Annotated in this window: 32 protein-coding genes and 1 tRNA gene; 30 read left to right on the top strand and 3 right to left on the bottom strand. The window is 66.4% G+C overall.

Annotation, left to right across the window (positions count from 1 at the left end; genetic code table 11):
• Window positions 1-6: 6 nt before the first annotated feature.
• The 13 genes from NL114_RS03225 (at window position 7) to NL114_RS03170 (ending at window position 9,751) form a co-directional block, all read left to right on the top strand.
• The gene (locus NL114_RS03225) at window positions 7-273 is read left to right on the top strand and encodes a hypothetical protein (RefSeq protein ID WP_254823363.1); all 267 of its coding nucleotides are present in this window, start codon (window positions 7-9) and stop codon (window positions 271-273) included.
• 55 nt (window positions 274-328) lie between these two features.
• The gene (locus NL114_RS03220; protein ID WP_254823362.1) at window positions 329-1,018 is read left to right on the top strand and encodes a haloacid dehalogenase type II; all 690 of its coding nucleotides are present in this window, start codon (window positions 329-331) and stop codon (window positions 1,016-1,018) included.
• A gap of 50 nt (window positions 1,019-1,068) precedes the next feature.
• The gene (locus NL114_RS03215) at window positions 1,069-1,755 is read left to right on the top strand and encodes a haloacid dehalogenase type II (protein WP_254823361.1); all 687 of its coding nucleotides are present in this window, start codon (window positions 1,069-1,071) and stop codon (window positions 1,753-1,755) included.
• Window positions 1,756-1,832: 77 nt separating this feature from the next.
• Complete coding sequence (locus NL114_RS03210; protein WP_254824769.1) at window positions 1,833-3,641, top strand: SLC13 family permease; 1,809 nt, start codon at window positions 1,833-1,835, stop codon at window positions 3,639-3,641.
• 51 nt (window positions 3,642-3,692) lie between these two features.
• A tRNA-Pro gene (locus NL114_RS03205) sits at window positions 3,693-3,765 on the top strand.
• Between the two features lie 188 nt (window positions 3,766-3,953).
• On the top strand, window positions 3,954-4,085 hold the full coding sequence (locus NL114_RS21590) for a hypothetical protein (RefSeq protein WP_286671095.1): 132 nt from the start codon (window positions 3,954-3,956) through the stop codon (window positions 4,083-4,085).
• Window positions 4,086-4,315: 230 nt separating this feature from the next.
• Window positions 4,316-4,531, top strand: a complete 216-nt coding sequence (locus tag NL114_RS03200; RefSeq protein WP_254823360.1) for a hypothetical protein — start codon at window positions 4,316-4,318, stop codon at window positions 4,529-4,531.
• 693 nt (window positions 4,532-5,224) lie between these two features.
• On the top strand, window positions 5,225-5,710 hold the full coding sequence (locus tag NL114_RS03195; RefSeq protein ID WP_254823359.1) for a type IV pilin domain-containing protein: 486 nt from the start codon (window positions 5,225-5,227) through the stop codon (window positions 5,708-5,710).
• Window positions 5,711-5,722: 12 nt separating this feature from the next.
• Window positions 5,723-6,259: a type IV pilin domain-containing protein gene (locus NL114_RS03190; protein ID WP_254823358.1), complete on the top strand. Its 537-nt coding sequence runs from the start codon at window positions 5,723-5,725 to the stop codon at window positions 6,257-6,259.
• A 7-nt stretch (window positions 6,260-6,266) separates the two neighbouring features.
• Window positions 6,267-6,806: a type IV pilin domain-containing protein gene (locus tag NL114_RS03185; RefSeq protein WP_254823357.1), complete on the top strand. Its 540-nt coding sequence runs from the start codon at window positions 6,267-6,269 to the stop codon at window positions 6,804-6,806.
• A 21-nt stretch (window positions 6,807-6,827) separates the two neighbouring features.
• Window positions 6,828-7,298: a type IV pilin domain-containing protein gene (locus NL114_RS03180; RefSeq protein WP_254823356.1), complete on the top strand. Its 471-nt coding sequence runs from the start codon at window positions 6,828-6,830 to the stop codon at window positions 7,296-7,298.
• A gap of 129 nt (window positions 7,299-7,427) precedes the next feature.
• On the top strand, window positions 7,428-7,922 hold the full coding sequence (locus tag NL114_RS03175; protein WP_254823355.1) for a hypothetical protein: 495 nt from the start codon (window positions 7,428-7,430) through the stop codon (window positions 7,920-7,922).
• The gene (locus NL114_RS03170) at window positions 7,919-9,751 is read left to right on the top strand and encodes a hypothetical protein (RefSeq protein ID WP_254823354.1); all 1,833 of its coding nucleotides are present in this window, start codon (window positions 7,919-7,921) and stop codon (window positions 9,749-9,751) included. The genes NL114_RS03175 and NL114_RS03170 overlap by 4 nt, the downstream gene beginning before the upstream one ends.
• 406 nt (window positions 9,752-10,157) lie before the next feature.
• Here the strand turns inward: NL114_RS03170 and NL114_RS03165 are convergent, their stop codons facing one another.
• The 3 genes from NL114_RS03165 to NL114_RS03155 form a co-directional block, all read right to left on the bottom strand.
• Complete coding sequence (locus NL114_RS03165) at window positions 10,158-11,255, bottom strand: SMP-30/gluconolactonase/LRE family protein (protein ID WP_254823353.1); 1,098 nt, start codon at window positions 11,253-11,255, stop codon at window positions 10,158-10,160.
• Between the two features lie 88 nt (window positions 11,256-11,343).
• On the bottom strand, window positions 11,344-11,496 hold the full coding sequence (locus tag NL114_RS03160; protein WP_254823352.1) for a hypothetical protein: 153 nt from the start codon (window positions 11,494-11,496) through the stop codon (window positions 11,344-11,346).
• A gap of 188 nt (window positions 11,497-11,684) precedes the next feature.
• Complete coding sequence (locus NL114_RS03155; RefSeq protein WP_254823351.1) at window positions 11,685-12,374, bottom strand: lipoate--protein ligase family protein; 690 nt, start codon at window positions 12,372-12,374, stop codon at window positions 11,685-11,687.
• Window positions 12,375-13,214: 840 nt separating this feature from the next.
• On the opposite strand from NL114_RS03155, the gene NL114_RS03150 reads away from it, so the two are divergent.
• From NL114_RS03150 to NL114_RS03070, 17 genes are all read left to right on the top strand, one after another.
• Window positions 13,215-14,159, top strand: a complete 945-nt coding sequence (locus NL114_RS03150; protein ID WP_254823350.1) for a putative RNA uridine N3 methyltransferase — start codon at window positions 13,215-13,217, stop codon at window positions 14,157-14,159.
• 136 nt (window positions 14,160-14,295) lie between these two features.
• Entirely contained in the window at window positions 14,296-15,303 is a 1,008-nt protein-coding gene (locus NL114_RS03145; RefSeq protein ID WP_254823349.1) for a 50S ribosomal protein L3, read from the top strand.
• 3 nt (window positions 15,304-15,306) lie between these two features.
• Window positions 15,307-16,053, top strand: coding sequence for a 50S ribosomal protein L4 (rpl4p, locus tag NL114_RS03140; RefSeq protein ID WP_254823348.1), 747 nt, complete (start codon window positions 15,307-15,309; stop codon window positions 16,051-16,053).
• On the top strand, window positions 16,050-16,307 hold the full coding sequence (locus NL114_RS03135; protein WP_254823347.1) for a 50S ribosomal protein L23: 258 nt from the start codon (window positions 16,050-16,052) through the stop codon (window positions 16,305-16,307). The genes rpl4p and NL114_RS03135 overlap by 4 nt, the downstream gene beginning before the upstream one ends.
• Entirely contained in the window at window positions 16,308-17,045 is a 738-nt protein-coding gene (locus tag NL114_RS03130; protein WP_254823346.1) for a 50S ribosomal protein L2, read from the top strand.
• On the top strand, window positions 17,042-17,470 hold the full coding sequence (locus NL114_RS03125) for a 30S ribosomal protein S19 (RefSeq protein WP_254823345.1): 429 nt from the start codon (window positions 17,042-17,044) through the stop codon (window positions 17,468-17,470). Before NL114_RS03130 ends, NL114_RS03125 begins: the two co-directional genes overlap by 4 nt.
• Before the next feature lie 3 nt (window positions 17,471-17,473).
• On the top strand, window positions 17,474-17,938 hold the full coding sequence (locus NL114_RS03120; protein WP_254823344.1) for a 50S ribosomal protein L22: 465 nt from the start codon (window positions 17,474-17,476) through the stop codon (window positions 17,936-17,938).
• Window positions 17,938-18,936 carry a 30S ribosomal protein S3 gene (locus tag NL114_RS03115; protein WP_254823343.1) on the top strand — a complete coding sequence of 333 codons (999 nt, stop codon included), beginning with the start codon at window positions 17,938-17,940 and terminating at the stop codon, window positions 18,934-18,936. The genes NL114_RS03120 and NL114_RS03115 overlap by 1 nt, the downstream gene beginning before the upstream one ends.
• Window positions 18,933-19,136, top strand: coding sequence for a 50S ribosomal protein L29 (gene rpmC, locus NL114_RS03110; RefSeq protein ID WP_254823342.1), 204 nt, complete (start codon window positions 18,933-18,935; stop codon window positions 19,134-19,136). Before NL114_RS03115 ends, rpmC begins: the two co-directional genes overlap by 4 nt.
• Before the next feature lie 2 nt (window positions 19,137-19,138).
• Window positions 19,139-19,537: a ribonuclease P protein component 1 gene (locus NL114_RS03105; protein ID WP_350355442.1), complete on the top strand. Its 399-nt coding sequence runs from the start codon at window positions 19,139-19,141 to the stop codon at window positions 19,535-19,537.
• On the top strand, window positions 19,528-19,854 hold the full coding sequence (locus NL114_RS03100) for a 30S ribosomal protein S17 (protein WP_254823340.1): 327 nt from the start codon (window positions 19,528-19,530) through the stop codon (window positions 19,852-19,854). The genes NL114_RS03105 and NL114_RS03100 overlap by 10 nt, the downstream gene beginning before the upstream one ends.
• The gene (locus NL114_RS03095) at window positions 19,854-20,252 is read left to right on the top strand and encodes a 50S ribosomal protein L14 (protein WP_254823339.1); all 399 of its coding nucleotides are present in this window, start codon (window positions 19,854-19,856) and stop codon (window positions 20,250-20,252) included. Before NL114_RS03100 ends, NL114_RS03095 begins: the two co-directional genes overlap by 1 nt.
• A complete protein-coding gene (rplX, locus tag NL114_RS03090) occupies window positions 20,249-20,617 on the top strand; it encodes a 50S ribosomal protein L24 (RefSeq protein ID WP_254823338.1) in 369 nt (122 codons plus the stop codon). The genes NL114_RS03095 and rplX overlap by 4 nt, the downstream gene beginning before the upstream one ends.
• Window positions 20,614-21,414, top strand: a complete 801-nt coding sequence (locus NL114_RS03085) for a 30S ribosomal protein S4e (RefSeq protein WP_254823337.1) — start codon at window positions 20,614-20,616, stop codon at window positions 21,412-21,414. The genes rplX and NL114_RS03085 overlap by 4 nt, the downstream gene beginning before the upstream one ends.
• Window positions 21,407-21,937, top strand: a complete 531-nt coding sequence (locus NL114_RS03080; protein WP_254823336.1) for a 50S ribosomal protein L5 — start codon at window positions 21,407-21,409, stop codon at window positions 21,935-21,937. Before NL114_RS03085 ends, NL114_RS03080 begins: the two co-directional genes overlap by 8 nt.
• Window positions 21,934-22,125: a 30S ribosomal protein S14 gene (locus NL114_RS03075; protein WP_254823335.1), complete on the top strand. Its 192-nt coding sequence runs from the start codon at window positions 21,934-21,936 to the stop codon at window positions 22,123-22,125. Before NL114_RS03080 ends, NL114_RS03075 begins: the two co-directional genes overlap by 4 nt.
• Complete coding sequence (locus tag NL114_RS03070; RefSeq protein ID WP_254823334.1) at window positions 22,125-22,517, top strand: 30S ribosomal protein S8; 393 nt, start codon at window positions 22,125-22,127, stop codon at window positions 22,515-22,517. The genes NL114_RS03075 and NL114_RS03070 overlap by 1 nt, the downstream gene beginning before the upstream one ends.

Here is a 22,517-nt window from a genome sequence, read left to right as displayed (position 1 = left end):
AGACAGATGCGAACCGAACACCCAACCTCCCATCGGACGACGACGGTATCGAGCGGCAAACACCGGAGCAGAGCGGCCCTGACGGTGCTCGCGCTCGTCGCCCTGGCGCCGCTGGCGTTCGTCGGCGCGCTGGTCGCGGTCGGCATCACGGCCACGACCGGCCCGCTCGGCGCGGGCGTCGCCGCGGTGGCCCTGTTCACGGCGCCGGTCCTGCTGCCGTGGGTCGCCGTCCGCGGCGCGGTCACGGCGATGGAGCACCGACAGACGCGGTGACAGCAGGTCGTCCGTGCCCCGGAGAACTAACTCGGCGCCGGTCGACGGTCCAGCCATGTCCTTCGACCCCGGCCGCGTGGAGACGCTGACCTTCGACTCCTACAGCACCGTCGTCGACGTCGATTCCGCCGAATCCGCGCTCGACGAGCACCTCCCCGAGGACGTGCCCACCGAGCAGCTCTCGAACCTCTGGCGGGCCCACTCCATCATGTACACGCTCGTCGCCAACCACCTCGACACGTACGACACCTTCTACGAGTACAACCGGCAGGCGCTGACCCACGCGCTGGAGACGTTCGGGGTCGAGGCTCCGGAGGGGATCCGCGACGAGATTCTCGCGGTCTACATGGACCTCGACGTGTTCACCGACGTCGAGGACGGGATGGCCCGCCTCGCCGACGAGTACGAGGTCTACATCGTCTCGAACGGCGACCCGGCGATGTTGGACGCGATGGTGCAGGTGGCCGACATCGGCGACTACGTCGAGGACACCATCAGCGCCGACGAGGTGGAGACGTACAAGCCCGACGCGACGCTGTACGAGCACGCCGCCGAGCGCGCTGGGACCGACATCGAGCGGATGGCGCACACCTCGGCGGGCTGGTTCGACGTGCAGGGCGCGAGCCACGCGGGGATGCAGGGCGTCTGGGTGAACCGCGACGACGGGCCGTGGGTCCACTTCGACGGGGAGCCGGATCTGGAGGTAGGTGACTTCCACGGCCTCGCGGACGAACTGGGCGTCTGACCCGGGGGCTAGGCACCTCCCTTATGTGGCGGGCTCCGGGTGTCCCGCCCATGTCGTTCGACCCCGACCGCGTGGAGACGCTGACCTTCGACTCGTACGGCACCCTCGTCGACGTGGCCGCCGTCGAGGCGGCGCTCGCGAACGTCGACGGCGTGACCGACCCCGAGCCGATCTCGAACCACTGGCGCTCGCGCTCGTTGCTGTACACGATGGTCGCGAACGCCATCGACGCCTACCAGCCGTTCTACGCGCTGAACCGGGCCGCGCTGACCCACGCACTCGCCGCCCACGGCATCGAGACCACGCCCGCCGAGCGCGAGGCCGTCCTCGAGACGTACCACGACCTCGACGTGTTCGACGACGTGGCCGACGGTATCGCCGCCCTCGCCGCCGACTACGACTGCTACGTCGTCTCCAACGGGAACCCGGAGATGCTCGACTCGATGGTCGAGGCGGCCGATATCGACGATGTCATCGAGGATACCATCAGCGCTGACGAGGTGGCGACGTTCAAACCGGACGCCGAGATCTACCGTCATGCCGCCGCCCGAACGGGGACGCCCATCGACCGCATCGCACACGTCTGTGGCCCGTTCTTCGACGTGTACGGCGCGATGAACGCCGGGATGCAGGCCGTGCGGGTCGCCCGGGGCGGCGAACCGTGGGACGCGTTCGCCGGCGACCCGGACCTGACGGTCGACGACTTCCACGGGCTGGCCGACGCGCTCGGGGTCTGAATCGCGACGAGGCCGCAACCTTTTCCTCGCCGCTACGAGTGCCGGACGGCGTGGCACTACCGCCGGTCACGCCCGGGATGTTGGCCGTGTTCGCCATCATCGTCGTGGCGCTGGTCCTGTTCGCGACGGAGCCGGTCCCCATCGACATCACGGCCATCGGGGTGATGGTCTCGCTGATGGTGCTCGGGACGGCCGGCCCCCTCGACCTGACCGGTATCTCGCCCCAGCAGGGCATCTCGGGGTTCGCCTCCGGCGCGACCATCACCGTCCTGGCGATGTTCATCCTCAGCGCCGGCGTCCAGCGGACGGGCGTGGTCCAGATCCTCGGTCGGGAGCTGTCCGCCCTGACCGGCGACAGCGAGACCCGACAGCTGGGCGCCACCATCGGCGCCGTCGGCCCCATCTCCGGGTTCATCAACAACACCGCCGCGGTCGCCATCCTCCTCCCGATGGTGACCGACATCGCCCACGAGGGGAAGACATCGCCGTCGAAACTGCTGCTCCCGCTCTCGTACGCCTCGATGTTCGGCGGCACCCTCACCCTCATCGGGACCTCGACCAACATCCTCGCCAGCGAGGTGGCCGCCGACCTCGGCGTGCCGAACGCGCCGTTCTCGATGTTCCAGTTCACCGCGCTCGGCATCCTCGTCAGCATCGCGGGCACCATCTACCTGTTCACGCTGGGCCAGTACCTCACGCCCGAGCGCATCAAACCCCGCGAGGACCTGACCGAGGAGTTCGAGATGGGCGAGTACCTGACGGAGGTGACCGTCCGCGAGGACTCACCCATCGTCGGCGACACCATCCGTGACGCGCTGGTAGAGACGGACTTCGACGTCGACATCGTCCAGCTCATCCGCGGCGACGAGGTGTTCCTCGAACCGCTCGGGCCGAAGACCATCCAGCCCGGCGACATCTTCGCGCTCCGGACCGACCGGGACACCCTGGTCGAGATCATGGACGTCGACGGGCTGGACCTGGTCGCCCGCACCGTCGACGAGGCCGAACTCGAGGCCGCCGAGGAGGAGGCGAACAACCTCGTCGAGGTGGTCGTCGCGCCCGGCTCCTTCCTGGTCGGCGAGACGCTCGCGTCGACCAACTTCCGCCAGCGCTACGACGCGACCGTTCTCGCGTTCCGGCGTGGCCCGGAACTCATCCGCCAGCGGATGGACCGCACCCGCCTCAAGGTGGGCGACACGCTGCTCATCCAGGCCACCACCGACTCCATCGACCGTCTCGCCGACCGTCGGGACTTCATCATCGCCCAGGAGATCGAGCGCCCGGACTTCCGGCAGTCCCGCATCCCCGTGGCGGTCGGCATCGTCGCCGCCGTCGTCGGTGTCGCCGCGCTCGATATCCTCCCCATCGTCGTCTCGGCACTGGCGGGCGCCCTGCTGATGGTGCTGACGGGCTGCCTGAAGCCGACGGAGGTGTACGAGGACATCCAGTGGGATGTCATCTTCCTGCTCGCCGGCGTCATCCCGCTCGGGCTCGCCATGGAGGAGACCGGCGGTGCCGACTTCATCGCGGAGGGTATCGTCATGGCCGCCGGGTCGCTCCCGCTGGTGGCCGTCCTGGGACTGATGTACGTGGTCACGGCCACGCTCACCAACATCATCTCCAACAACGCCGCGGTCGTGCTGATGATCCCGGTCGCGTTCGAGGCTGCCCTGCAGATCCAGCCGAGCGCCGCGTACGCGTTCGTCCTGGCCGTGACGTTCGCCGCCTCGACGGCGTTCATGACGCCCGTCGGCTACCAGACCAACCTGTTCGTCTACGGTCCCGGCGGCTACCGCTTCACGGACTACCTCCGCGTTGGCACGCCGCTGCAGATACTGCTCGCCATCGTGACGACGGCCGGTATCTCGGTTCTGGTCGGGGTGTGAGCGGAGAGGGAGCGAAACGCTTTCCCACCGGCTTCCAGTAGAGTTCCCTGCGGGACCGTGGGTTAGCATGGTATACTTCGGGCCTTGGGTGCCCGTGACCCCGGTTCAAATCCGGGCGGTCCCACTGCTGGCGTGTCGCGAACGAATGTGAGCGACCGCCGAGGCGAGCGCCGGATTCGGACCCTGCGAGACGAGCGGAGCGAGTCTCGCTCTGGTTCAAATCCGGGCGGTCCCATCCGTAATTAAAGGAAGAGCCGCAGTTCTGCCCCTCTACTTACCGACGCCCCTCGCCAGCTCGGCGGGTGGTACTGCATGAGCGAGACGCAGCCGCGCGTCTCCCTCGCGGACCTCGACAACCCCATCTGCGAGTTCTGTGGGTTCGAGATCGAGGACCGAGACCTGCAGTGCTACGCCCGCGGTGACGGCGAGGTGTGCGCGCCTTGAGCGTCGAGCAGCAGCGGCGCTCCGAGAGCGACGGCCCGAAGCCCGCGTGTAGCCGCACCAACAGCGACTGGCGGCCCGAGCCCGCCACCGGTGGCCTGCTCGCCTTCCACCCGCCGTGCCAGGAGTTTCCCCGACGACGGGTCCGAGGAGGGTGAGACGGTCCTGCGGTCGCGTGGCACCTGCGGGAACCGCGTCCACCGGCCGCCCGACGACGACGGAGGTGACGCGTGATGGCGGCGACCGACGCCGAACCCGACGGTGCCGTCCTCGCGACGTACTTCCCCGACGACGCGGACTTCCGGGCCGAGAGCGAGCCCCGGACGCTGCCGGCCAGCTGGCGCGCCGCCCGCTTCGACCAGGCCGACCGCGAGGCCACCGAGCACGTCGGTACGCCGTGCTCATGGTCCGCGGGCGGTTCCGCGGGCTCGGCGGCGACCGTGCGATGATTCGCGTTAGCTTGTCGACCGCGCGGTCTCGCGCACGTGGTATCGAGACCCGTTGCCCGGGGCTCTCCATCATTCGCGTTTCTGCAACGATATTCACGGCCAGCAAACGGTGAGGGCGGTTTATACCCGCTGGGGGCGTCCGGACAGCTACCCACGGTGTCGCAGTGAGCCCGATGCGGCCGTGGGGAGGATCGGCGGCGGGGTTCCTGCCCGGGTCCCGACCCGCCGCCACCGCATCGTACCCGGCAATATCCGGGCCGCGCGTCAAACCACCAGATAGCCTCAGCCTTTATACTCAACGCTCGAACTGGCCAGTGCGTTTATATACCCGTGTCAGCCCGACGCAGCGGAAAACCGGCTAAACCGGCCGTTAATCGGCCGTTGAGCGGCGCTCGATAGGGCCGATTGGTGACACAACCGCCTGGAGACCGCGCCAGTGGCCGCGAGGGGCGCTGTACCTATGTGATACAAATATCCCCGGTTGACTCCGGCCGCGGAATCGAATCAGTGAGAACGGCTCTACCGCCCGATAACGCGTCGTTAAAAGACTGGTGCGGCGACTAAACCGCCCGTATCTTTATATACGTCCGTTGGATGCCTCAGGGTACGCGACCCGGGCAACGCGGTGCGGGCGGCGGGCGGGCTCACTTCCCGCCGCGCCGGCCACGGGACCCGGGCGCGACACACACGACAATGCAATTCACATACCTACTCGGCGACGACGACGCCGTGTCACCGGTTATTGGGGTTATCCTAATGGTCGCAATCACGGTGATTCTCGCAGCCGTAATCGGTACGTTCGTCCTCGGTCTGGGCGATCAGGTCTCGAACACGAGTCCGCAGGCGAGCTTCACGTTCGACTTCGATGGGAGCAACCACAATGCCGACGCTTTCAGCGAAAGTCCAAACTCCGGAGCTTCCAACCCTGATCAGGGCCTCCTCACTATCACGCACGACGGTGGAGATGGGATTGAGGCTGGACAAATCGGAGTTAGCGGTGGCCTGACTGACCGAGACCTTGCAGCAGATTCTGGAGACTTCAACAGCGGTGACACTGTCAGTGCAGGGACTTCGTTCGATTACGCAGTTGCAAGCGATGACACCGTTCGCGTCACCTGGGCCTCCTCGAACGGCGGCGACACGTCTACGCTCGGCAAGTGGACCGGTCCGGACGCCTAAACTAAGAAAATCATGAATTTCAAAAACATATTCACAGACGACGACGCGGTCTCGCCGGTCATCGGCGTAATTCTGATGGTCGCAATCACGGTGATTCTCGCGGCCGTCATCGGCACGTTCGTGCTCGGCCTCGGTGATCAGGTCTCGAACACGAGCCCGCAAGCGAGCTTCACCTTCGATCTGGATGATAACGCCGACTACGATGGCGACGGTAATCAGGAAGGTGACGTTCTCTCCATCACTCACGACGGAGGGGACAAAATTGAGCAAACACAGCTGAGTGTTGTCTCTGACGTGGATGGAGACCTCAGCAAGAGTGAACCATCAACGTCAACTGGGCTGCCCGGATCCAACAGCAGTGAGACCTTCTCATCTGCCGGATACACCAGTGAAATCACTGCAGGCAGCACTGCGTACTGGTACACTGGCGATGGTTCTGGTGCTGGTTCCGACGTTGAGCTGAACGGCGCTACGGTTCGAGTGACGTGGGCATCCTCGAACGGCGGCGATACGGCCACGCTCGGCAAGTGGACTGGTCCGAACGCGTAATTGAACAATGAATTTCAAAAACATATTCACAGACGACGACGCGGTGTCGCCGGTCATCGGAGTCATCCTGATGGTCGCAATCACGGTAATCCTCGCGGCCGTCATCGGCACGTTCGTGCTTGGTCTCGGTGACCAGGTCTCGAACACGAGTCCAACCGCGAGTTTCACGTTCGACCTAAATGAAGGCGCTACAAGTCGGGGAGACGCACTGACCGTCACACACGATGGTGGCGATCAGATTACGGCCTCGCAGATTAATGCCAGTGTAAACGGCGCAGAAGCGCCTACTGGCACTGCAGTCGCGTTCGGAAAAGGCGGTGCCAACAGTCCGGGATCGCAAAACGGCACGCTTTACCCGACCGGGCCAGTCTCCGCAGGGAGTTCTGACGTAATCGACTTCAACGATTTCGATGATGGGAGTGGCAACAAGCTGAGTGGTGCCAGCGGCGACCTGGACCTCTCCGGCGCAACTGTCCGTGTCATATGGCAGTCCTCGAACGGCGGCGACACGGCCACGCTCGGCAAGTGGACCGGCCCCGACGCGTAAACTGAACACCCAATTCAATCCATGAACTTCAACAACCTATTCACAGACGACGACGCGGTGTCACCGGTCATCGGAGTCATTCTGATGGTCGCCATCACGGTCATCCTCGCGGCCGTCATCGGCACGTTCGTGCTCGGCCTGGGCGACCAGGTCTCGAACACGAGTCCGACGGCCAGCTTCACGTTCGACTTCAGTGACTCCAACGGTGAGCTCGCCATCACGCATGATGGCGGTAATTCCATCCCGGCTTCGCAGTTGACCATCGTTGCCCAGGGCGCGTCCTACAATAACGGTAACCTCGGAGCGGCCACATCGTCAACCTCATGGGAGGCCGCGAGTGGGTCGTCAGATGATGTTACTGCCGGGTCCAGCGTTACGATCGTGGAGGATACCGCAGATGGCCTCAACGGTGCGACCGTCCGCATGACGTGGCAGTCCTCGAACGGCGGCGACACGGCCACGCTCGGCAAGTGGACCGGCCCCGACGCGTAAACCCGCTGATCTGATTACTTTCATTTTCTGTCAAGCCGGAGCTACATAGCGAAACCGATAATCGGGTTTCAGGGCTATCCACTCTCTGCCCGAGGCATTTATCGCGGTGGTCATCGATTAAGTTGCTAGATGGACTACGGAAGGGTTGCATCGCTCATTGCGATTGGAATATTCTTTTCGGTAGCAACCGTCTCCGGTCCACTGGTTCAGGGCATCGACTTAACAGAATCACAGGGAGAGCTTCCGCCCCCTGGCTCGGGGAGCGCAGACGTGACTATCGTCTCAACGCCGCAGGACGCCATGATTGTCCCGAAGTCGCTTGGGGACGACGCTGGTTACAAGCTACAGGTTCCAGAAGCTACTGCCAGGGTTGAGAACGTGACTCTCAGACCGATACTGGTCTACAAAATCCAGATTCGAGAGCTTGGTCATACCCAGGGGACCACTCTGTTCCTGAATGCGTCCCGGACTGGAACGCAAACGCTCACGCTTGAAACCAGCCAATTCGAAGAGTCACGTATTCGCGAAGAGACGTATAACGGAACGCTGACAGTTCTCCTTCGATCTGATGCCGGTGAGAAGATACTTCACCAAGAGACGATCGTGGTAGAGGTGCGAGAGTGACCGACAAAACGCTGGAGTACGATAGACTGAATATCGGTATCGACCGCCTCCGTGGAATCCAGGATGGCGGTTATCGGATGCTGTTCGAAGATCGGTTCGGTTTCGCTATCTTCCTCCTCGGGTTCGTTATTGGAACTCCTCTCATCTCGCTAGGATTCGCCATCACAGACAACTACACCGTCGCTAACACTCTGGTAGCAGTTGGCGAAGGATCACTCGCAGTGAGCGAGGCCGTATACGGGCAGACTCTGGACACCCCCGGGATGGTTCAGTCCGGGGGAGAGGCATACGGCCGGAACTACGGCCACGTCTTGCTTGCTCTTCCAATTCTGCTTCTCCTCCGGGGAGTCTCGGCCGTTGCCGACCCATTCGTAATCCTCGCTGGCGTCTGGTCTTTAGCCGTCTACGGGGTCTTCGAAATTGGGTTATCAGTATTCGGCTTTGAGCGAGAAGGTGCTCTCGGGGGACTCGGTATCTCTTTACTCCTGTTTACGATGACGGTACTGCTCGGCGGAAATCTGAACACCCTTTGGTTCCCGTATATATCTCTCGCACTGGTATCGGTCCTCGCCGCTGGACTCATCGGTACAGGCGTATATCGATCGCTCCTTGGCCGTGCTGACCGGAGAGTAGCAGTGGCGGCAGGGATCGTGGCTTCGATTGGAACGCCAGTTATCTTCTGGGCACCGATTCCAAAACGGCACGTGCTTCTGGCGGGTCTTGCTGTCTGTTCGCTGTTCTTCTTCCAGCGGAGTACAGTTCAGGACGCTGAGAAGATGGCCACCACCTATCGAGCACTGGCCTACGCACCAGTCGGCCTCACCGCATGGGTCAGCGCACCCGATGGAGTGATTCTGGGGATCGCTGTCTTCATTGCTGATATCGCGACCCTACGTGGAATCACTCTACGCGGAGTTGGCCTGAGAGGTATCGTGATAATCGTATCGTTCATACCATTTGTCGCGACGAATATTGCGATTTCTGGTTCTCCTATCAGAGCTCCTCGTCTCCTGATGGACTACGGTACAGCTCCAGAACCTGTCCCAGATTCGAATCCCGAAATCGGGGCCTCGTTCGTCCCACCGTGGTTCCGTTCGACGCCTATCTGGCGGATTATCAATCAATATCTCATTGGAACCGCCGTCTTCCTCACGCAACCAGAGCGTGTTTTTACTGTCTTCATCCGATCGGAGTACAATCTCGCGACGCCAGGGGGATTCCCCTCCACGGATGGAATCAACCTATCTGTCATCGAATCGGTTCCAATCATCAGCCCGGTGGTGATTACTCTGGGTGTCGTAGCCTCCCGGCTATCAGTATCGAACTGGAAGCCGGCTTCGTCGGACGCTTTCGTTGGCGCCTACACATTGCTACTGGTTCTTGCGTATCTCCCACGCCTACCCCTCTACGCCACAATTACGGTTCGCTATCTCGTCCCGATGTATCCGCTTCTTGTCTACGCCGTCGCCCGTCTTCCAGCCGTCAGACGAGCCATAGAATACCGCTGGAAGTGGGGACTCTGGACCTACGCGGGAACAGTACTGATTGGAGGCCAATTGTTCCTCGCAGGTGTCACGCTTCTAAACCAGGGTGCTGGCGAGTCCATGCAGACACACGCGGTCGTCAATCTCTCCATGGCAACATTGCTCGCCCTGTGGGCCCTCGCCGCTACCCTCGCCACCCGGCCAGATACTTCCGACCGCTACGACACGGTCGGCGCGATCCTCCTCGGCCTCGCCGCGGGGGCGGGAACGGTCCTCGTGCTGCTCGCAACCATCGCGTACTTCCCTGTCGGGGAGTTCCTGCTTCCGATTGTTCCCTCGCTGTGAAGCGGCCCAGGCGTCAGAGAACGACTCCAGCGGGGCACACGCGGCGGTGTTAACTTAGAGAATGAAGCGTTCGGTTTCGGGTGTCCATGCCAGAAATCCCTCGATTCTCTCTCTCCACCTCACTCGAACCTGTCGTCAGGCACGGGACCGGCCGGCAGACACACCTCTTCGGGCCGTCAGGCGCCGGGAATACCTGTCTCGCGCGCTACTGTCTCAAGCAACTGTGCGAGGAGGCCCCGCACGTCCGCCGGCAGTACATCAACCACTGCACGGCGCACCGACTGCCGCACGAACCGGTCGGTCAATCCGATTCCTCCCGGCGGATCGGTACGAGCACACACGACCCGTCAGGCAAGAAGGTCTCGCCGACCGACGGGGTCACCATCTCCGAGGTACGCGGGCGCGACTACAGCTCGTACCGGTAGACGTAGTCGTTGAACAGCGAGCCCAGGTAGAGGTCGCCGTCGTACTCCGTCGCGGAGGTGACGCCGAAGACGCCGCCCGCGGGGTCATGGAGCGAGTCGACGACCTCACCGGACTCGTCGACGCGGAGGACGAGCCCGTACGCGTCGCCGCTGACCTGCTGGAGGACGGACTCGGGCAGCTTGCCGAGCTGTCGTTTCACCCACGGACGGCGCTGGAGCGCCTCCAGCGATTCGTCGCGCAGGCTGGGGATGGCGACCCAGTAGCCACCCTCGCTGGCCACGTCGACGTTGTCGGGGTAGCCGGGGAGGTTGTCGACGAACACCTCGTCCTCGCCGGCGCGGTCCCCCTCGACCCAGTAGCGGCGGATGCGGTAGCGCGAGGTCTCGTTGACCAGCAGCGACTCCCCGTCGGGGCCGGGCGCGACGCCGTTGGCGAAGCCCAGTCCCGTCAGTTCGACCGTCGTCTCGCCCGTCTCGAGGTCGTAGCTCAGCAGGCGGCCGGTGTCCTGCAGTTCGAACAGCTCGTCCTGGAAGATCTCGTGGACCGTCGCGTCCGTGACGTAGACGACGCCGTCGTGGACGTAGAGGTCGTCGGCGAACTGGGTGTGCTGGCCGGCGGCGCTGTCGGTGAGCGTCTCCACGTCGCCGTCGGGCGAGACGCTCACGAGGCCGGCGTCCTCGGCGGCGACGATGAGGTCCGACCCCGGGTCGCCCTCGTCGATACCGTCCTCGAAGACGAGGCCGAGCGGCCGGCCGCCGACGCGGGCGAAGGGTTCGACCGGGCAGTCCGTGCGGCCATCGACCGGTTCGACGGTGCGGTAGACGACGCCGTCGTCGGCGCCGGTGTAGCACCGCCCCTCGGCATCGAACGCGGTGTCCTCCGGGCCGTCGACGGTCAGCACGCGGTCGGCGTCGGCCAGCGCGTGGTCCGGCTCCAGTGCGCCCGCCATCGGGGGCGGGTCGGGCGGGTGCCAGCCGACGGGGTCGAGGCGTGAGTCGGCGAGCGAACCGGCGGCGGCGACCGCGCCGAGCAGGAGTCCGCCCGTCGCGAGCGGATGTCGACGGAGTGGTCCGAGCATACGCTTGCCTCTCGTGGCGTCCTCAAGAAAGTAGGCATATGGGGGGTGAGTCGTGCTGGACGGCGGCCCGGACGGTCGTCCCGCCGTCTCAGAGGCCGACGGGGATGACGCCGAGGCCGATGCCGAGACCGAGCGCGACCGCGAGGATGAGGGCGAAGAGCAGCGCGACTTTCAGGAACCAGGTCACGCCGACCTCGGACCCGTTCGTGGTACCGCGACTGCCGTGGCCGGAGGAATCCATGCTATGATGTCCTGCACGACCGGCAATAAACCCGACGGCCGCCACGCTCGCGGTATGGTGCTCGAAGCGGACGGCGTCGGCGCCATGCTCGGCGACGAACCGTCAGGTGTGGGGCGTCCCGGCATCCGCGGTCAGTCGTGCTCTCGTTCGGTCGGTGGCGGTTCCGCACGGTCGATGACAGCAGCCCCTCAGTCGAGCTGTTCGACGGTGGTCGTGGCGTTCCCGACGAGGTGGTGTTCCAGCGTCCGGGCGACCGCCTCGGGGTCCACGGCGTCAGGTGAGATCCCGCGCGCTCGCGCGATGCTCCCCACGGTCGCCGGGTCGAACGGCACCCCCAGCGCGTCGTAGACGGGTGTCAACACGGTGGCGACCGCTTCGTGGTCGTGGACGACGAGGATGCCGCCGACGCGGGCGACGCCCCCGCCGACGCGCTGGGCGATGCCACACAGCTTCCCGTCGGCCGACAGCGAGTGTGCGCCCGGGCAGAACGAATCCGGCGGTTCGCCGCGCTCGGCGTCGACGCCGCAGTCGGCCAGCGCGGCTCTCACGAGCGTGACGGCCTCGTCGTAGCGTTCCTCGATGCCCGTTCGGAGTTCCTCGATGGGTTCGACGCGCGTGAACGCGACCGTGTTCCCCGTGTAGGCGACTGCACGCCCGCCGGTCTCGCGCTCGTGGGGCGGGTAGCCGTGGTCCTGGGCGGCCGCGCGCGCCCCTTCGTAGCCCGGCTCCCGCGCGTCGCGCCGCCCGAACGCGACCTGCCGATGGGGGGTCCAGACCCGGACCGCGGGCACGCCGGTCTCGGCGGCATCGGTGACCAGATGCTCCGTGACGGCCCGGTCCTCCTCGATGTCCGCCGCGCGCCCGCGTACGACTCGCATAGACGGGTGGACGTTCGGGGGGTGGCTACATGCGATTGGCGGATACCGGAGAATATTGTTATATACCATTTAATAGATTTACTAACTACTTGTGCCGCCGTTTTCCAATTACAATCCGATTCTAGACGATGTTCCCCGAGTTCTGTTCGTCAGGAGCCTCCTCCGAAGCCCTCGCGCGGTGCCGGCGTTCCGGCTCCGGCGTGGTGCTCGCGAGATGAACTCGCTCACGGAAGCCGGAGCCGGAGCGCCAGCGCGCGCCCATCGGACTGACGGTGCTGCGCGATTCTCGGCAGTCCACGGGCCGGGAGCGCGTGGCCGACCGCAAGGGAGGCCCGCGCGACTCGGGGAAGGGCAGGGCGACCTGACCGTGACACATCGACGCCCTGGCGGAATCGAAGGGCGAGCGCGCTCAGCGGGCCCCCGGCGACGCAAGGACCACAGGGAGCGAACGGAGTGAGCGACCGAGGACCGCAGCGAGTCGCGGGCCCCTGAGCGCGCGAGGGCTTCGTCGGTGTCCTTTGCTCGTCGGTGTCCTTTGCTCGTCGGTGTCCTTTGCTCGTCAGTGTCCTTTCGGTCGCTGTCGTTGGGGAACTCCTTTCGGTCGCTGTCGTCGTTCGAGCGGTCGAGGGTCCCGAGAGGGTTGCAGCATCTTCCGGGTGCCCGCGAACCACACGACCGACACACCCATCTTCCGGCACCGTTTACCGCCACCACGACACGCGTTCCCACGGCGAAACCCGTGCGAGACGGCCACAGACGCCGTGTAGAAACACTATCCTTTTATGCGCGGATTCGGTACGACCGGCACAGTCTAGTGGCCCGGCGTGGAAGCGCCACGGCATGACACGCAGCGTGCTCGTGCCGTCGTCACTGGTCCGGGAAGCCGAGGACAAGCGGGCTGCGACCCGCAAACTCGGCACCGTCGCCCGCGCGGCGGCGGTCTTCCGGGTCGACCGGCTGGTCGTCTACCCCGACCCCGTCGGGGAGCGTGACGCCAGCTGGGGTGACGGCGGGTTCGTGCACACCGTACTCGCGTACGCCGCCACGGCCCCCTACCTCCGAAAGGAGGCCTGGGGCAGGCGGAGCGAACTGGAGTACGCGGGCGTGCTGCCGCCGCTCCACCTGGGTGCACAGACCGGCTCCGGATCGAACGGTTCGGGGTCGTCAAGACAGGGCATCGTGACCGAGGTCGGACCTGAGGAGCGCGTCCGGGTCAATTGCGGCCTGCAACACCCGATCTCCCTGCCGGTCCCGCCAGGAATGGCGGTTCCGCGCGAGGGAGAACGCGTGACTATCAGGGTCTCCTCACGCGAACCGGTCCGCGCGAAGCTCGTCGACGAACCCCAGCCGGGGTTCGACGTCGAACGCGCGGACCTGGCCACCACGCTCGCCCGGGCCGACGCCGGCGTCCGTATCGCCGCGTCGCGCTTCGGTGAGCGGCTCACCGTCGCCCGGCTCGACTCCCTTCGCGGGGAGTGCGAGTCGGCCGGCGGCTGGACGGTGGCTTTCGGGGCTCCCGAACGGGGGCTCCCCGCCATCCTCGACATCGAGGATGCGGCGCGCGAGGCGACTCCGAGTGAGACTGGTACCGTGGCCGTGGCCGGCCACACCGACACCGACGACGGCGCATCCGCCGACGAGGCGGCTGTCGCCACCGACAACGAACCGCGCGACCCGCGGTTCGACCTCTGGCTCAACACGGTCCCCGACCAGGGAAGCGAGACGGTGCGAACGGAAGAGGCGATGTTCGCGTCGCTCTCGCCCCTGCGTCTCCCCCGGCGGTAGGGGGTTCGGGGGCGTCGAGTTCCACGGTGCGACGAGGGACGCCTGCGCGCGGTATTCGCGCGTCAGGTGGCGATACAGGCCCTCGTCGTACCCCACGCGAGACGCCCACCAGACAGCAGACAGAGGAACACAACACATGCCACAACCGAGCAGACCACGCAAGGGCTCGATGGGGTACAGCCCCCGGTCGCGGACGGACAGCGAGGTGCCTCGCATCTCGACCTGGCCGGACGACGGCGACCAGCCCGCGATTCAGGGCTTCGCCGGCTACAAGGCCGGTATGACCCACGTCGTCATGATCAACGACGAACCCGACTCCCCGCGCGAGGGGATGGAGGAGACCGTCCCCGTGACGGTCGTGGAGACGCCGCCCGTCCGGGCGGCCGCCCTGCGAGCCTACGAGTCGACGCCGTACGGACAGCGACCGATCACCGAGGTGTGGGCCGACGCCGAGGACCGTCACGACGACCTCGAGCGTGCGGTCTCCGCTCCGGACGAGATGGACGATTCGGACCTCCAGACGGCCCTCGACGAGGGCCGCGTGGACGACGTGCGCCTAATCACGCACACCGTCCCCGGTGAGCTCCCGAGCGTCCCGAAGACGACTCCGGATGTCATGGAGACGCGGGTCGGCGGCCCGTCCGTCGACGCGCGCGTCGAGTTCGCCATGGACCTCCTCGAGGAGGGTGGCGCACACGACGTGACCGACGTCTTCCGTGCCGGCGAGTACGCCGACATCTCGGGCGTCACGAAGGGCAAGGGCACCCAGGGCCCGGTCAAGCGCTGGGGCGTCCAGAAGCGGAAGGGCAAGCACGCACGCCAGGGGTGGCGCCGACGCATCGGCAACCTCGGTCCGTGGAACCCCTCCCGCGTCCGCTCGACGGTCCCGCAGCAGGGCCAGATGGGGTACAGCCAGCGGACGGAACTGAACAAGCGACTCCTCGCGCTGGACGAGGGCGAGATGGCGCCGGACGGCGGCTTCGTCAACTACGGCGAGGTCGACGGGTCGTACGCGCTGGTGAAGGGCTCCGTTCCGGGCCCGAACAAGCGCCTCCTGCGTCTCCGCCCCGCGGTCCGCGCGACGAAGCAGCCGCCCCTCGACCCCGAGGTGCGGTACGTCTCCACGGAATCCAACCAGGGATAGATCATGGAAGCAACAGTACGCGACCTGGACGGCGAGGACGCTGGCAGCCTCGAGCTGCCGGACGTGTTCGAGACGGTCCACCGACCGGACCTCATCAAGCGCGCCGTGCTCGCCGCCCAGGCCAACCGACGACAGGACTACGGTACCGACGAGTTCGCGGGCCTGCGGACGCCCGCCGAGTCCCCCGGCTCCGGCCGTGGGATGGCGCACGTCCCCCGGCAGAACGGCGTCGCCAAGCGCGTCCCCCAGACGGTGGGCGGGCGCCCGGCGCACCCGCCGAAGGCCGAGAAGGACCGCACGCTCGACATCAACGACAAGGAGCGCCAGCTCGCCGTTCGCTCGGCGCTGGCGGCCACCACGGACGGCGACCTCGTCGCCGAGCGTGGCCACGACTTCAACGAGGACATCGCGTTCCCGCTCGTCGTCTCCGACGAGTTCGAGGACCTGCAGAAGACCCAGGAGGCCCTGGGTGTGCTGGAGGCACTCGGCGTCGCCGCCGACGTCGAGCGCGCCGACGAGGGCCGCTCGGTCCGCGCCGGCAAGGGCAAGGGCCGCGGCCGGAAGTACAAGCAGCCCAAGTCCGTGCTCGTCGTGACCAGCGAGGAGCCCTCGCGCGCCGCCCGCAACCTCGCGGGCGTCGATGTCGCGACGGCCGACGAGGTCAACGCGGAGGACCTCGCGCCCGGTACGCATCCGGGCCGCCTGACGCTGTTCACCGAGTCCGCCATCGAGGAGGTGGCCGACCGATGAGCAAGGACGTCGTCAAGCACCCGCTCGTCACGGAGAAGGCCATGAACAAGATGGACTTCGAGAACAAGCTCGAGTTCGTCTGTGACATGGGCGCGAACAAGGACGAGATCGCGGCCGCCGTCGAGGAGCGCTTCGACGTGCGCGTCACGAACGTCAACACCCAGAACACGATGAAGGGCCACAAGAAGGCGACCATCACGCTTCACGAGGACGACGACGCACAGGATGTCGCGTCCCGCGTGGGGGTGTTCTAGATGGGGCGTCGTATCCAGGGCCAGCGGCGTGGGCGCGGTACCCCCACGTTCCGTGCGCCCTCGCACCGCTACAAGGCCGACCTCTCCCACCGGAAGGTCGAAGACGGCGACGTGATCTCCGGGGAGGTCGTCGGCATCGAGCACGACCCCGCGCGCAGCGCGCCCGTCGCGGACATCCAGTTCGAGGACGGCGACCGCCGGCTCGTGCTCGCCCCCGAGGGCATCGCCGTCGGGGACACGCTCCAGCTCGGTGTCTCCGCCGAGGTGGCACCGGGGAACACGCTCCCGCTGGCCGAGATCCCGGAAGGGGTCCCGGTCTGCAACGTCGAGCGCCAGCCCGGTGACGGTGGGAAGTTCGCGCGCGCCTCCGGCGTCAGCGCGGACCTGCTGACTCACGACCGCAACGCGGCCGTGGTCCAGCTTCCCTCCGGTGAGGTCCGGCGCCTCTCGCCGGATTGCCGCGCCACCATCGGCGTGGTCGCCGGCGGCGGTCGAACGGAGAAGCCGTTCGTCAAGGCCGGCAACAAGCACCACAAGATGCGAGCGCGCGGTGGGAAGTACCCCACCGTCCGGGGCGTGGCGATGAACGCCGTCGACCACCCGTTCGGTGGCGGCGGCCGCCAGCACCCCGGCAAGCCGAAGAGTATCTCCCGGAACGCCCCGCCGGGACGCAAGGTCGGTGACATCTCCTCGCGGCGGACGGGCCGCGGGGGCAAAGGGGGCCGAGACAAATCATGAGTTCCGAATACCAGATCGGCCGCGACAAGGACGAGGAGTTCACGTACCGCGGTCACACGCTCGACGAGCTCCAGGAGCTGTCGCTGGAGGAGGTCGCCGAACTGCTGCCCGCCCGCCAGCGGCGGAGTATCACCCGAGGGCTGACGACCGAGCAGCAGAAACTGCTCGAGGACGCCCGCGAGGCCGAGGAGGAAGCGACGGCCAACGACCCGCTCCGGACGCATCTGCGTGACATGCCGATCGTCCCGGAGATGGTCGGTCTCACCTTCGAGGTGTACAACGGCCACGAGTTCGACCGCGTCCTGGTCGAGCCGGAGATGCTGGGCCACTTCCTGGGCGAGTTCACCCTCACCCGCACCTCGGTCGAACACGGCCAGGCCGGCATCGGCGCGACCCGGTCCTCGAAGTTCGTGCCCCTCAAGTAAACCATGGGAATCAGCTACTCGGTCGACGCCGACCCGGACTCGACGGCGAAAGCGATGCTCCGGGAGCGGCACATGAGCCACAAGCACAGCAAGGAGATCGCCCGCGAGATCAAGGGCATGACGGCCGGCGACGCCATCGATTACCTCGAAGAGGTGATCGCCGGCGAGACGTCGGTCCCGTTCAAGTCCCACAACTCCGGGGTCGGTCACCGCAACGACATCGATGGCTGGGACGCGGGCCGCTACCCGGAGAAGGCCAGCAAGGCCTTCCTCGACCTGCTGGAGAACGCCATCGGCAACGCCGACCACCAGGGGTTCGACGGCGAGACCATGGCCATCATGCACGTCGCCGCCCACAAGGTGGGCGAGTCCCCGGGGCGCAAGCCCCGCGCGTTCGGACGCGCCTCCGAGTGGAACACCCCGCAGGTCGACGTCGAGATGATCCTGACCCAGGAGGAGACCGAATAATGGCAGACGAACACCAGTTCATCGAGAACGGCCTCGAACGGGCCCAGATCGACGAGTTCTTCCAGTCCGAACTGTCCCGAGCGGGCTACGGCGGCATGGACGTCGCCCAGACCCCGATGGGGACCCAGATCGTCCTCAAGGCCGAGAAGCCCGGGATGGTCATCGGCAAGGGCGGGAAGAACATCCGGAAGATCACGTCCGAGCTCGAGTCCCGCTTCGACATGGACGACCCGCAGATCGACGTCCAGGAGGTGGACGAGCCGGACCTCAACGCGCAGATCGTCGCCGACCGGCTGGCGAACGCGCTCGAACGTGGCTGGTACTTCCGGAAGGCCGGCCACACGACCATCGACCGTATCATGGAGTCCGGCGCGAAGGGCGCCGAGATCGTCCTGAGCGGAAAGGTCACGGGCGCCCGCTCGCGCGTCGAGAAGTTCAACCGCGGCTACATCAAGCACAACGGCGAGCCCGCCGAGACCGTGGTCGACCACGGGCAGGGGGTCGCCGTGATGAAGCTCGGCACCATCGGTGTCGACGTGAAGATCATCGGCCCCGACGCCGTGCTCCCCGACGACTTCGAGGTCTACGAGGACGTCGAGGTCGAGGACTACATCGAGGAGTCCGACGAGAGCGTCGAGGAACTCCTCGAGGGCGAGCCCGAGGAGGGTGAGGTCGCCGAGGGTGAGGCAGAGGTTCCCGAGGACCTCGCCGAGACCACCGAGGGCGACGCCGCTGACGCCGAGGAGGAGGCCCTCGACGAGGCGGACATCGAGGAGGAGGTCCTCGAGGACGAGGAGGAGCCCGCCCCGGCCGTCGAGCCCGACGAGGAGATCGAGGACGAACTCGAGGAGCTCGAGGAGTCCGTCGAGGACGAGGCCGACGACCTGATGGAGCAGATGCCCGACGAGGCCGACGAGGGCGCACAGGCTCCCGCGGACGATGACGATTCGGAGTCGGCGGACGCCGACGAGACCGACGCGGAGGGTGACGACGAATGACCATCCTGCACGTCGAGGAGATCCGCGACATGACGCCCGCCGAGCGGGAGACCGAGCTCGACGAGCTCGAGACGGAGCTCCTGAACGCGCGGGCTGTGCAGGCGGCCGGTGGTGCGCCGGAGAACCCCGGACGGATTCCGGAGCTCCGCAAGGCCATCGCCCGCATCAAGACGATCCAGAACGAGGAGGCTGACGAGTGACGATGCTGACCCCCGAGACGCTGCCGCGCCACGAACTCACCGGCCTGCCGGTCCGTGTCGCCGACGCCACCCACGACGGGTACGTCGGTATCACGGGTCGCGTGGTCGAGGAGACCGAGCGGACGCTGCTCGTCGAGAGCGGCGACGCTGTCAGTGGTGCGGACGGAGCGGCGCCCCGCGCCGCGAGCGAGGCCTCGGGGGCCAGCGTGCGGCAGGTCCCGAAGGCGGCGGCGACGTTCGAGTTCCGCCTGCCCGCGGACACGACCCCGAGCGATGACGCCTCGGCACGCCACGGTGGCGTGCAGGAGGCCGAGGACGCGTTCGTGACCGTGGCAGGCGAGCGACTCGTCGCCCGCCCGGCCCGACGGACCGAACATAGAGGTGATTCGATATGGCGCTAGGACTGAACGCAACCGAACCTGAGGCGGCCTGTGCCGACCCCAACTGTCCCTTCCACGGGGAGCTCTCCGTGCGGGGCGGGGTCATCGAGGGACAGGTAGCCTCGACAGACATGGACAAGACCGTCGTCGTCGAGCGGGAGTACGACGTGACGGTACCCAAGTACGACCGGCTGATGAAACGCCGGTCGCGGGTATCCGCACACCACCCGCCGTGCCTCGAGGTCGAGGTCGGCGACACGGTCCGTATCGCAGAGACACGACCGCTCTCGAAGACGAAGAGCCACGTCGTGATAGATATCAAGGAGGGTGACGACTGATGGAGGCACTCAACGCCGACGTCACGCCCGGCCTGGAGAAGGGCTCGCTCATCCGGTGTGCGGACAACACCGGTGCCCGCGAGCTCAAGGTCATCAGCGTGGCCGGCCAGTCCGGCACGAAGAACCGGCACCCGAAGGCCGGGCTCGGTGACAAGGTCACCGTCTCCGTCACGAAGGGCACCCCGGAGATGCGACGGCAGGTCCTGCCTGCGGTCATCATCCGGCAGCGCAAGCCCATCCGCCGTCCCGACGGGACGCGCGTGAAGTTCGAGGATAACGCGGCGGTCGTCGTCGACGACAACGAGGACCCCCGCGGGACCGAACTCAAGGGCCCCATCGCACGCGAAGTCGCCGAGCGGTTCGGCTCCATCGCGTCCACCGCGACGATGATAGTATGAGCAAGCAGCCATCCAAACAGCGGACACGACAGCGACGTGCGCCGCTCCACGAGAAGCAGAAGCAGGTCCGGGCCCACCTCTCGGAGGAGCTCCGGGAGGAGTACGGGCAGCGGTCCGTCCGCGTCAACGCGGGCGACACCGTCGAGGTCCAGCGTGGCGACTTCGCCGGCGAGACCGGCGAGGTCGTCGATGTCGACCTCCGGTCGGCGACCATCAACGTCGAGGACGTGACCGTCGAGAAGGCCGACGGGGAGGAGGTTCCCCGCGATCTCGACGCGTCCAACCTCGTCGTGACGGACCTCGACCTCGAGGACGACCTGCGCGAGGAGCGGCTGGAACAGACCGAGGGAGGTGACGACGAATGACGCGCCACCAGAAACGGCTCTCCGTGCCGAAGTCGTGGCCCGTCGAGCGCAAGACCGCCGCCTACACCGTCAAGGCCGACGCCGGCCCGCACGGTGAGAGCGGGGTCCCGCTGCTCATCGTCCTCCGCGACGTGCTGGGCTACGCGAACTCCCGGAAGGAGACCCGCTACGCCCTCGAGCAGGACAACGTGCTCGTGAACGGCCAGCCGGCCTCCGACGAGGAGCGCCCCATCGGGATGTTCGACATCCTCGAGTTCACCGAGCGCGACGAGCATTATCGCGTCTTCCCCGACGAGGGTGGTCGGCTCGCGCTGACCGCCATCGACGCCGACAGCGCGGGCTCGCGCCTCGGCAAGGTCGTCGGCAAGACCCAGGAGGCAGGCGGCCACACGCAGCTCACGCTGCACGACGGCGCCACGCTCCGGTCCGGCGACGACCAGATCTCGCCGAACGACTCCGTCGTCGTCTCGAACGACGACAAGTCCATCGTGGCCCACTTCCCGTACGAGGAGGGTGCGCTGGTGACGGCCGTCCGCGGCACGCACGCCGGCGAGATCGGCCGCATCGACCAGATCCAGGTCACCCCCGGCTCCTCGAAGAACAACGTCCTCATCGAGGGCGACGACGGCCGCTTCGAGACGGTCGAGGACTACGTCGTCGTCATCGACGAGAACTTCACCGACGACGAGGGCGAGGCCGAGCCCGACGTGACCGCCACCGACGAGGATGAGGCGGACGCGGGCACGGACGACGAACCCGAGTCCGACGACGCCGAGGAGGTGAGCGACGATGAGTAGTGAAGCCGAGGGCGGCGAGTTCCACGAGATGCGCAAGCCGCGCATCGAGAAGGTCGTCGTCCACATGGGCGTCGGCGAGGGTGGGCGCGAGCTCGCCAACGCCGAGGAGATCCTGGCGGAGGTCGCTGGCCAGGAGCCCGTCCGGACGACCGCGAAGGGCACCATCGCCGAGTTCGGCGTCCGCGAGGGCGACCCGATCGGCGCGAAGGTGACCCTGCGCGACGACATCGCCCGCGAGTTCCTCGAGACATCGCTGCCGCTCGTCGAGCTGTCGGCGAGCCAGTTCGACGAGTTCGGGAACTTCTCGTTTGGTGTCGAGGAGCACACCGACTTCCCGAGCCAGGAGTACGACCCGAGCATCGGTATCTACGGGCTGGACGTGACGGTCAACCTCGTCCGGCCGGGCTACCGGGTCCGCAAGCGCGACAAGGCAACGAGCGACATCCCGCCGCGCCACCGCCTCGATGCGGCCGACGCGGTGGCGTTCGTCGAGAGCGAGTTCGACGCGGAGGTCAACGAATGAGCGAGAGCGAAACCGAAGGAGAACACGAGGAACCCACCGGCGAGAACGCCGCGAAGCGCACCGGCGCGCAGGAGGCCTGCCAGCGGTGCGGTCGCGAGCAGGGCCTGGTCGGCAAGTACGACATCTGGCTCTGCCGGCAGTGCTTCCGCGAGATCGCCCGCGGTATGGGGTTCGAGAAGTACAACTGATGACAGGAAACGATCCACTGGCCGCCGCGCTGTCCGGCATCGACAACGCCGAGCGAGTCGGCCACCTGACGCATGAGGTCGAGCCCGCCTCGAACGAGATCGGCTCCGTGCTCGAGGTCCTCTACGACCGCGGGTACGTCGACGGCTTCCAGTACGTCGACGACGGGAAGGCCGGCCTGTTCGAGGTCGAACTGAAGGGAGCAATCAACCAGTGTGGCGCGGTGAAGCCGCGCTACTCGGCAGGCGCCGACGAGTTCGAGCGCTGGGAGAAACGATTCCTCCCCGCCCGTGACTACGGTGCCTTGGTCGTCACCACCTCGCAGGGCGTCATGTCCCACTACGAGGCCCGCGAGGCCGGCGTTGGTGGCCAGGTTATCGCCTACGTATACTGA

Origin of the sequence: Haloglomus halophilum, assembly GCF_024298885.1 — an archaeon.
GTDB classification, from domain to species: Archaea; Halobacteriota; Halobacteria; order Halobacteriales; family Haloarculaceae; genus Haloglomus; species Haloglomus halophilum.
Note: the sequence above shows the minus strand (reverse complement) of the source record. Positions and strands in the feature narration are given on the sequence as shown.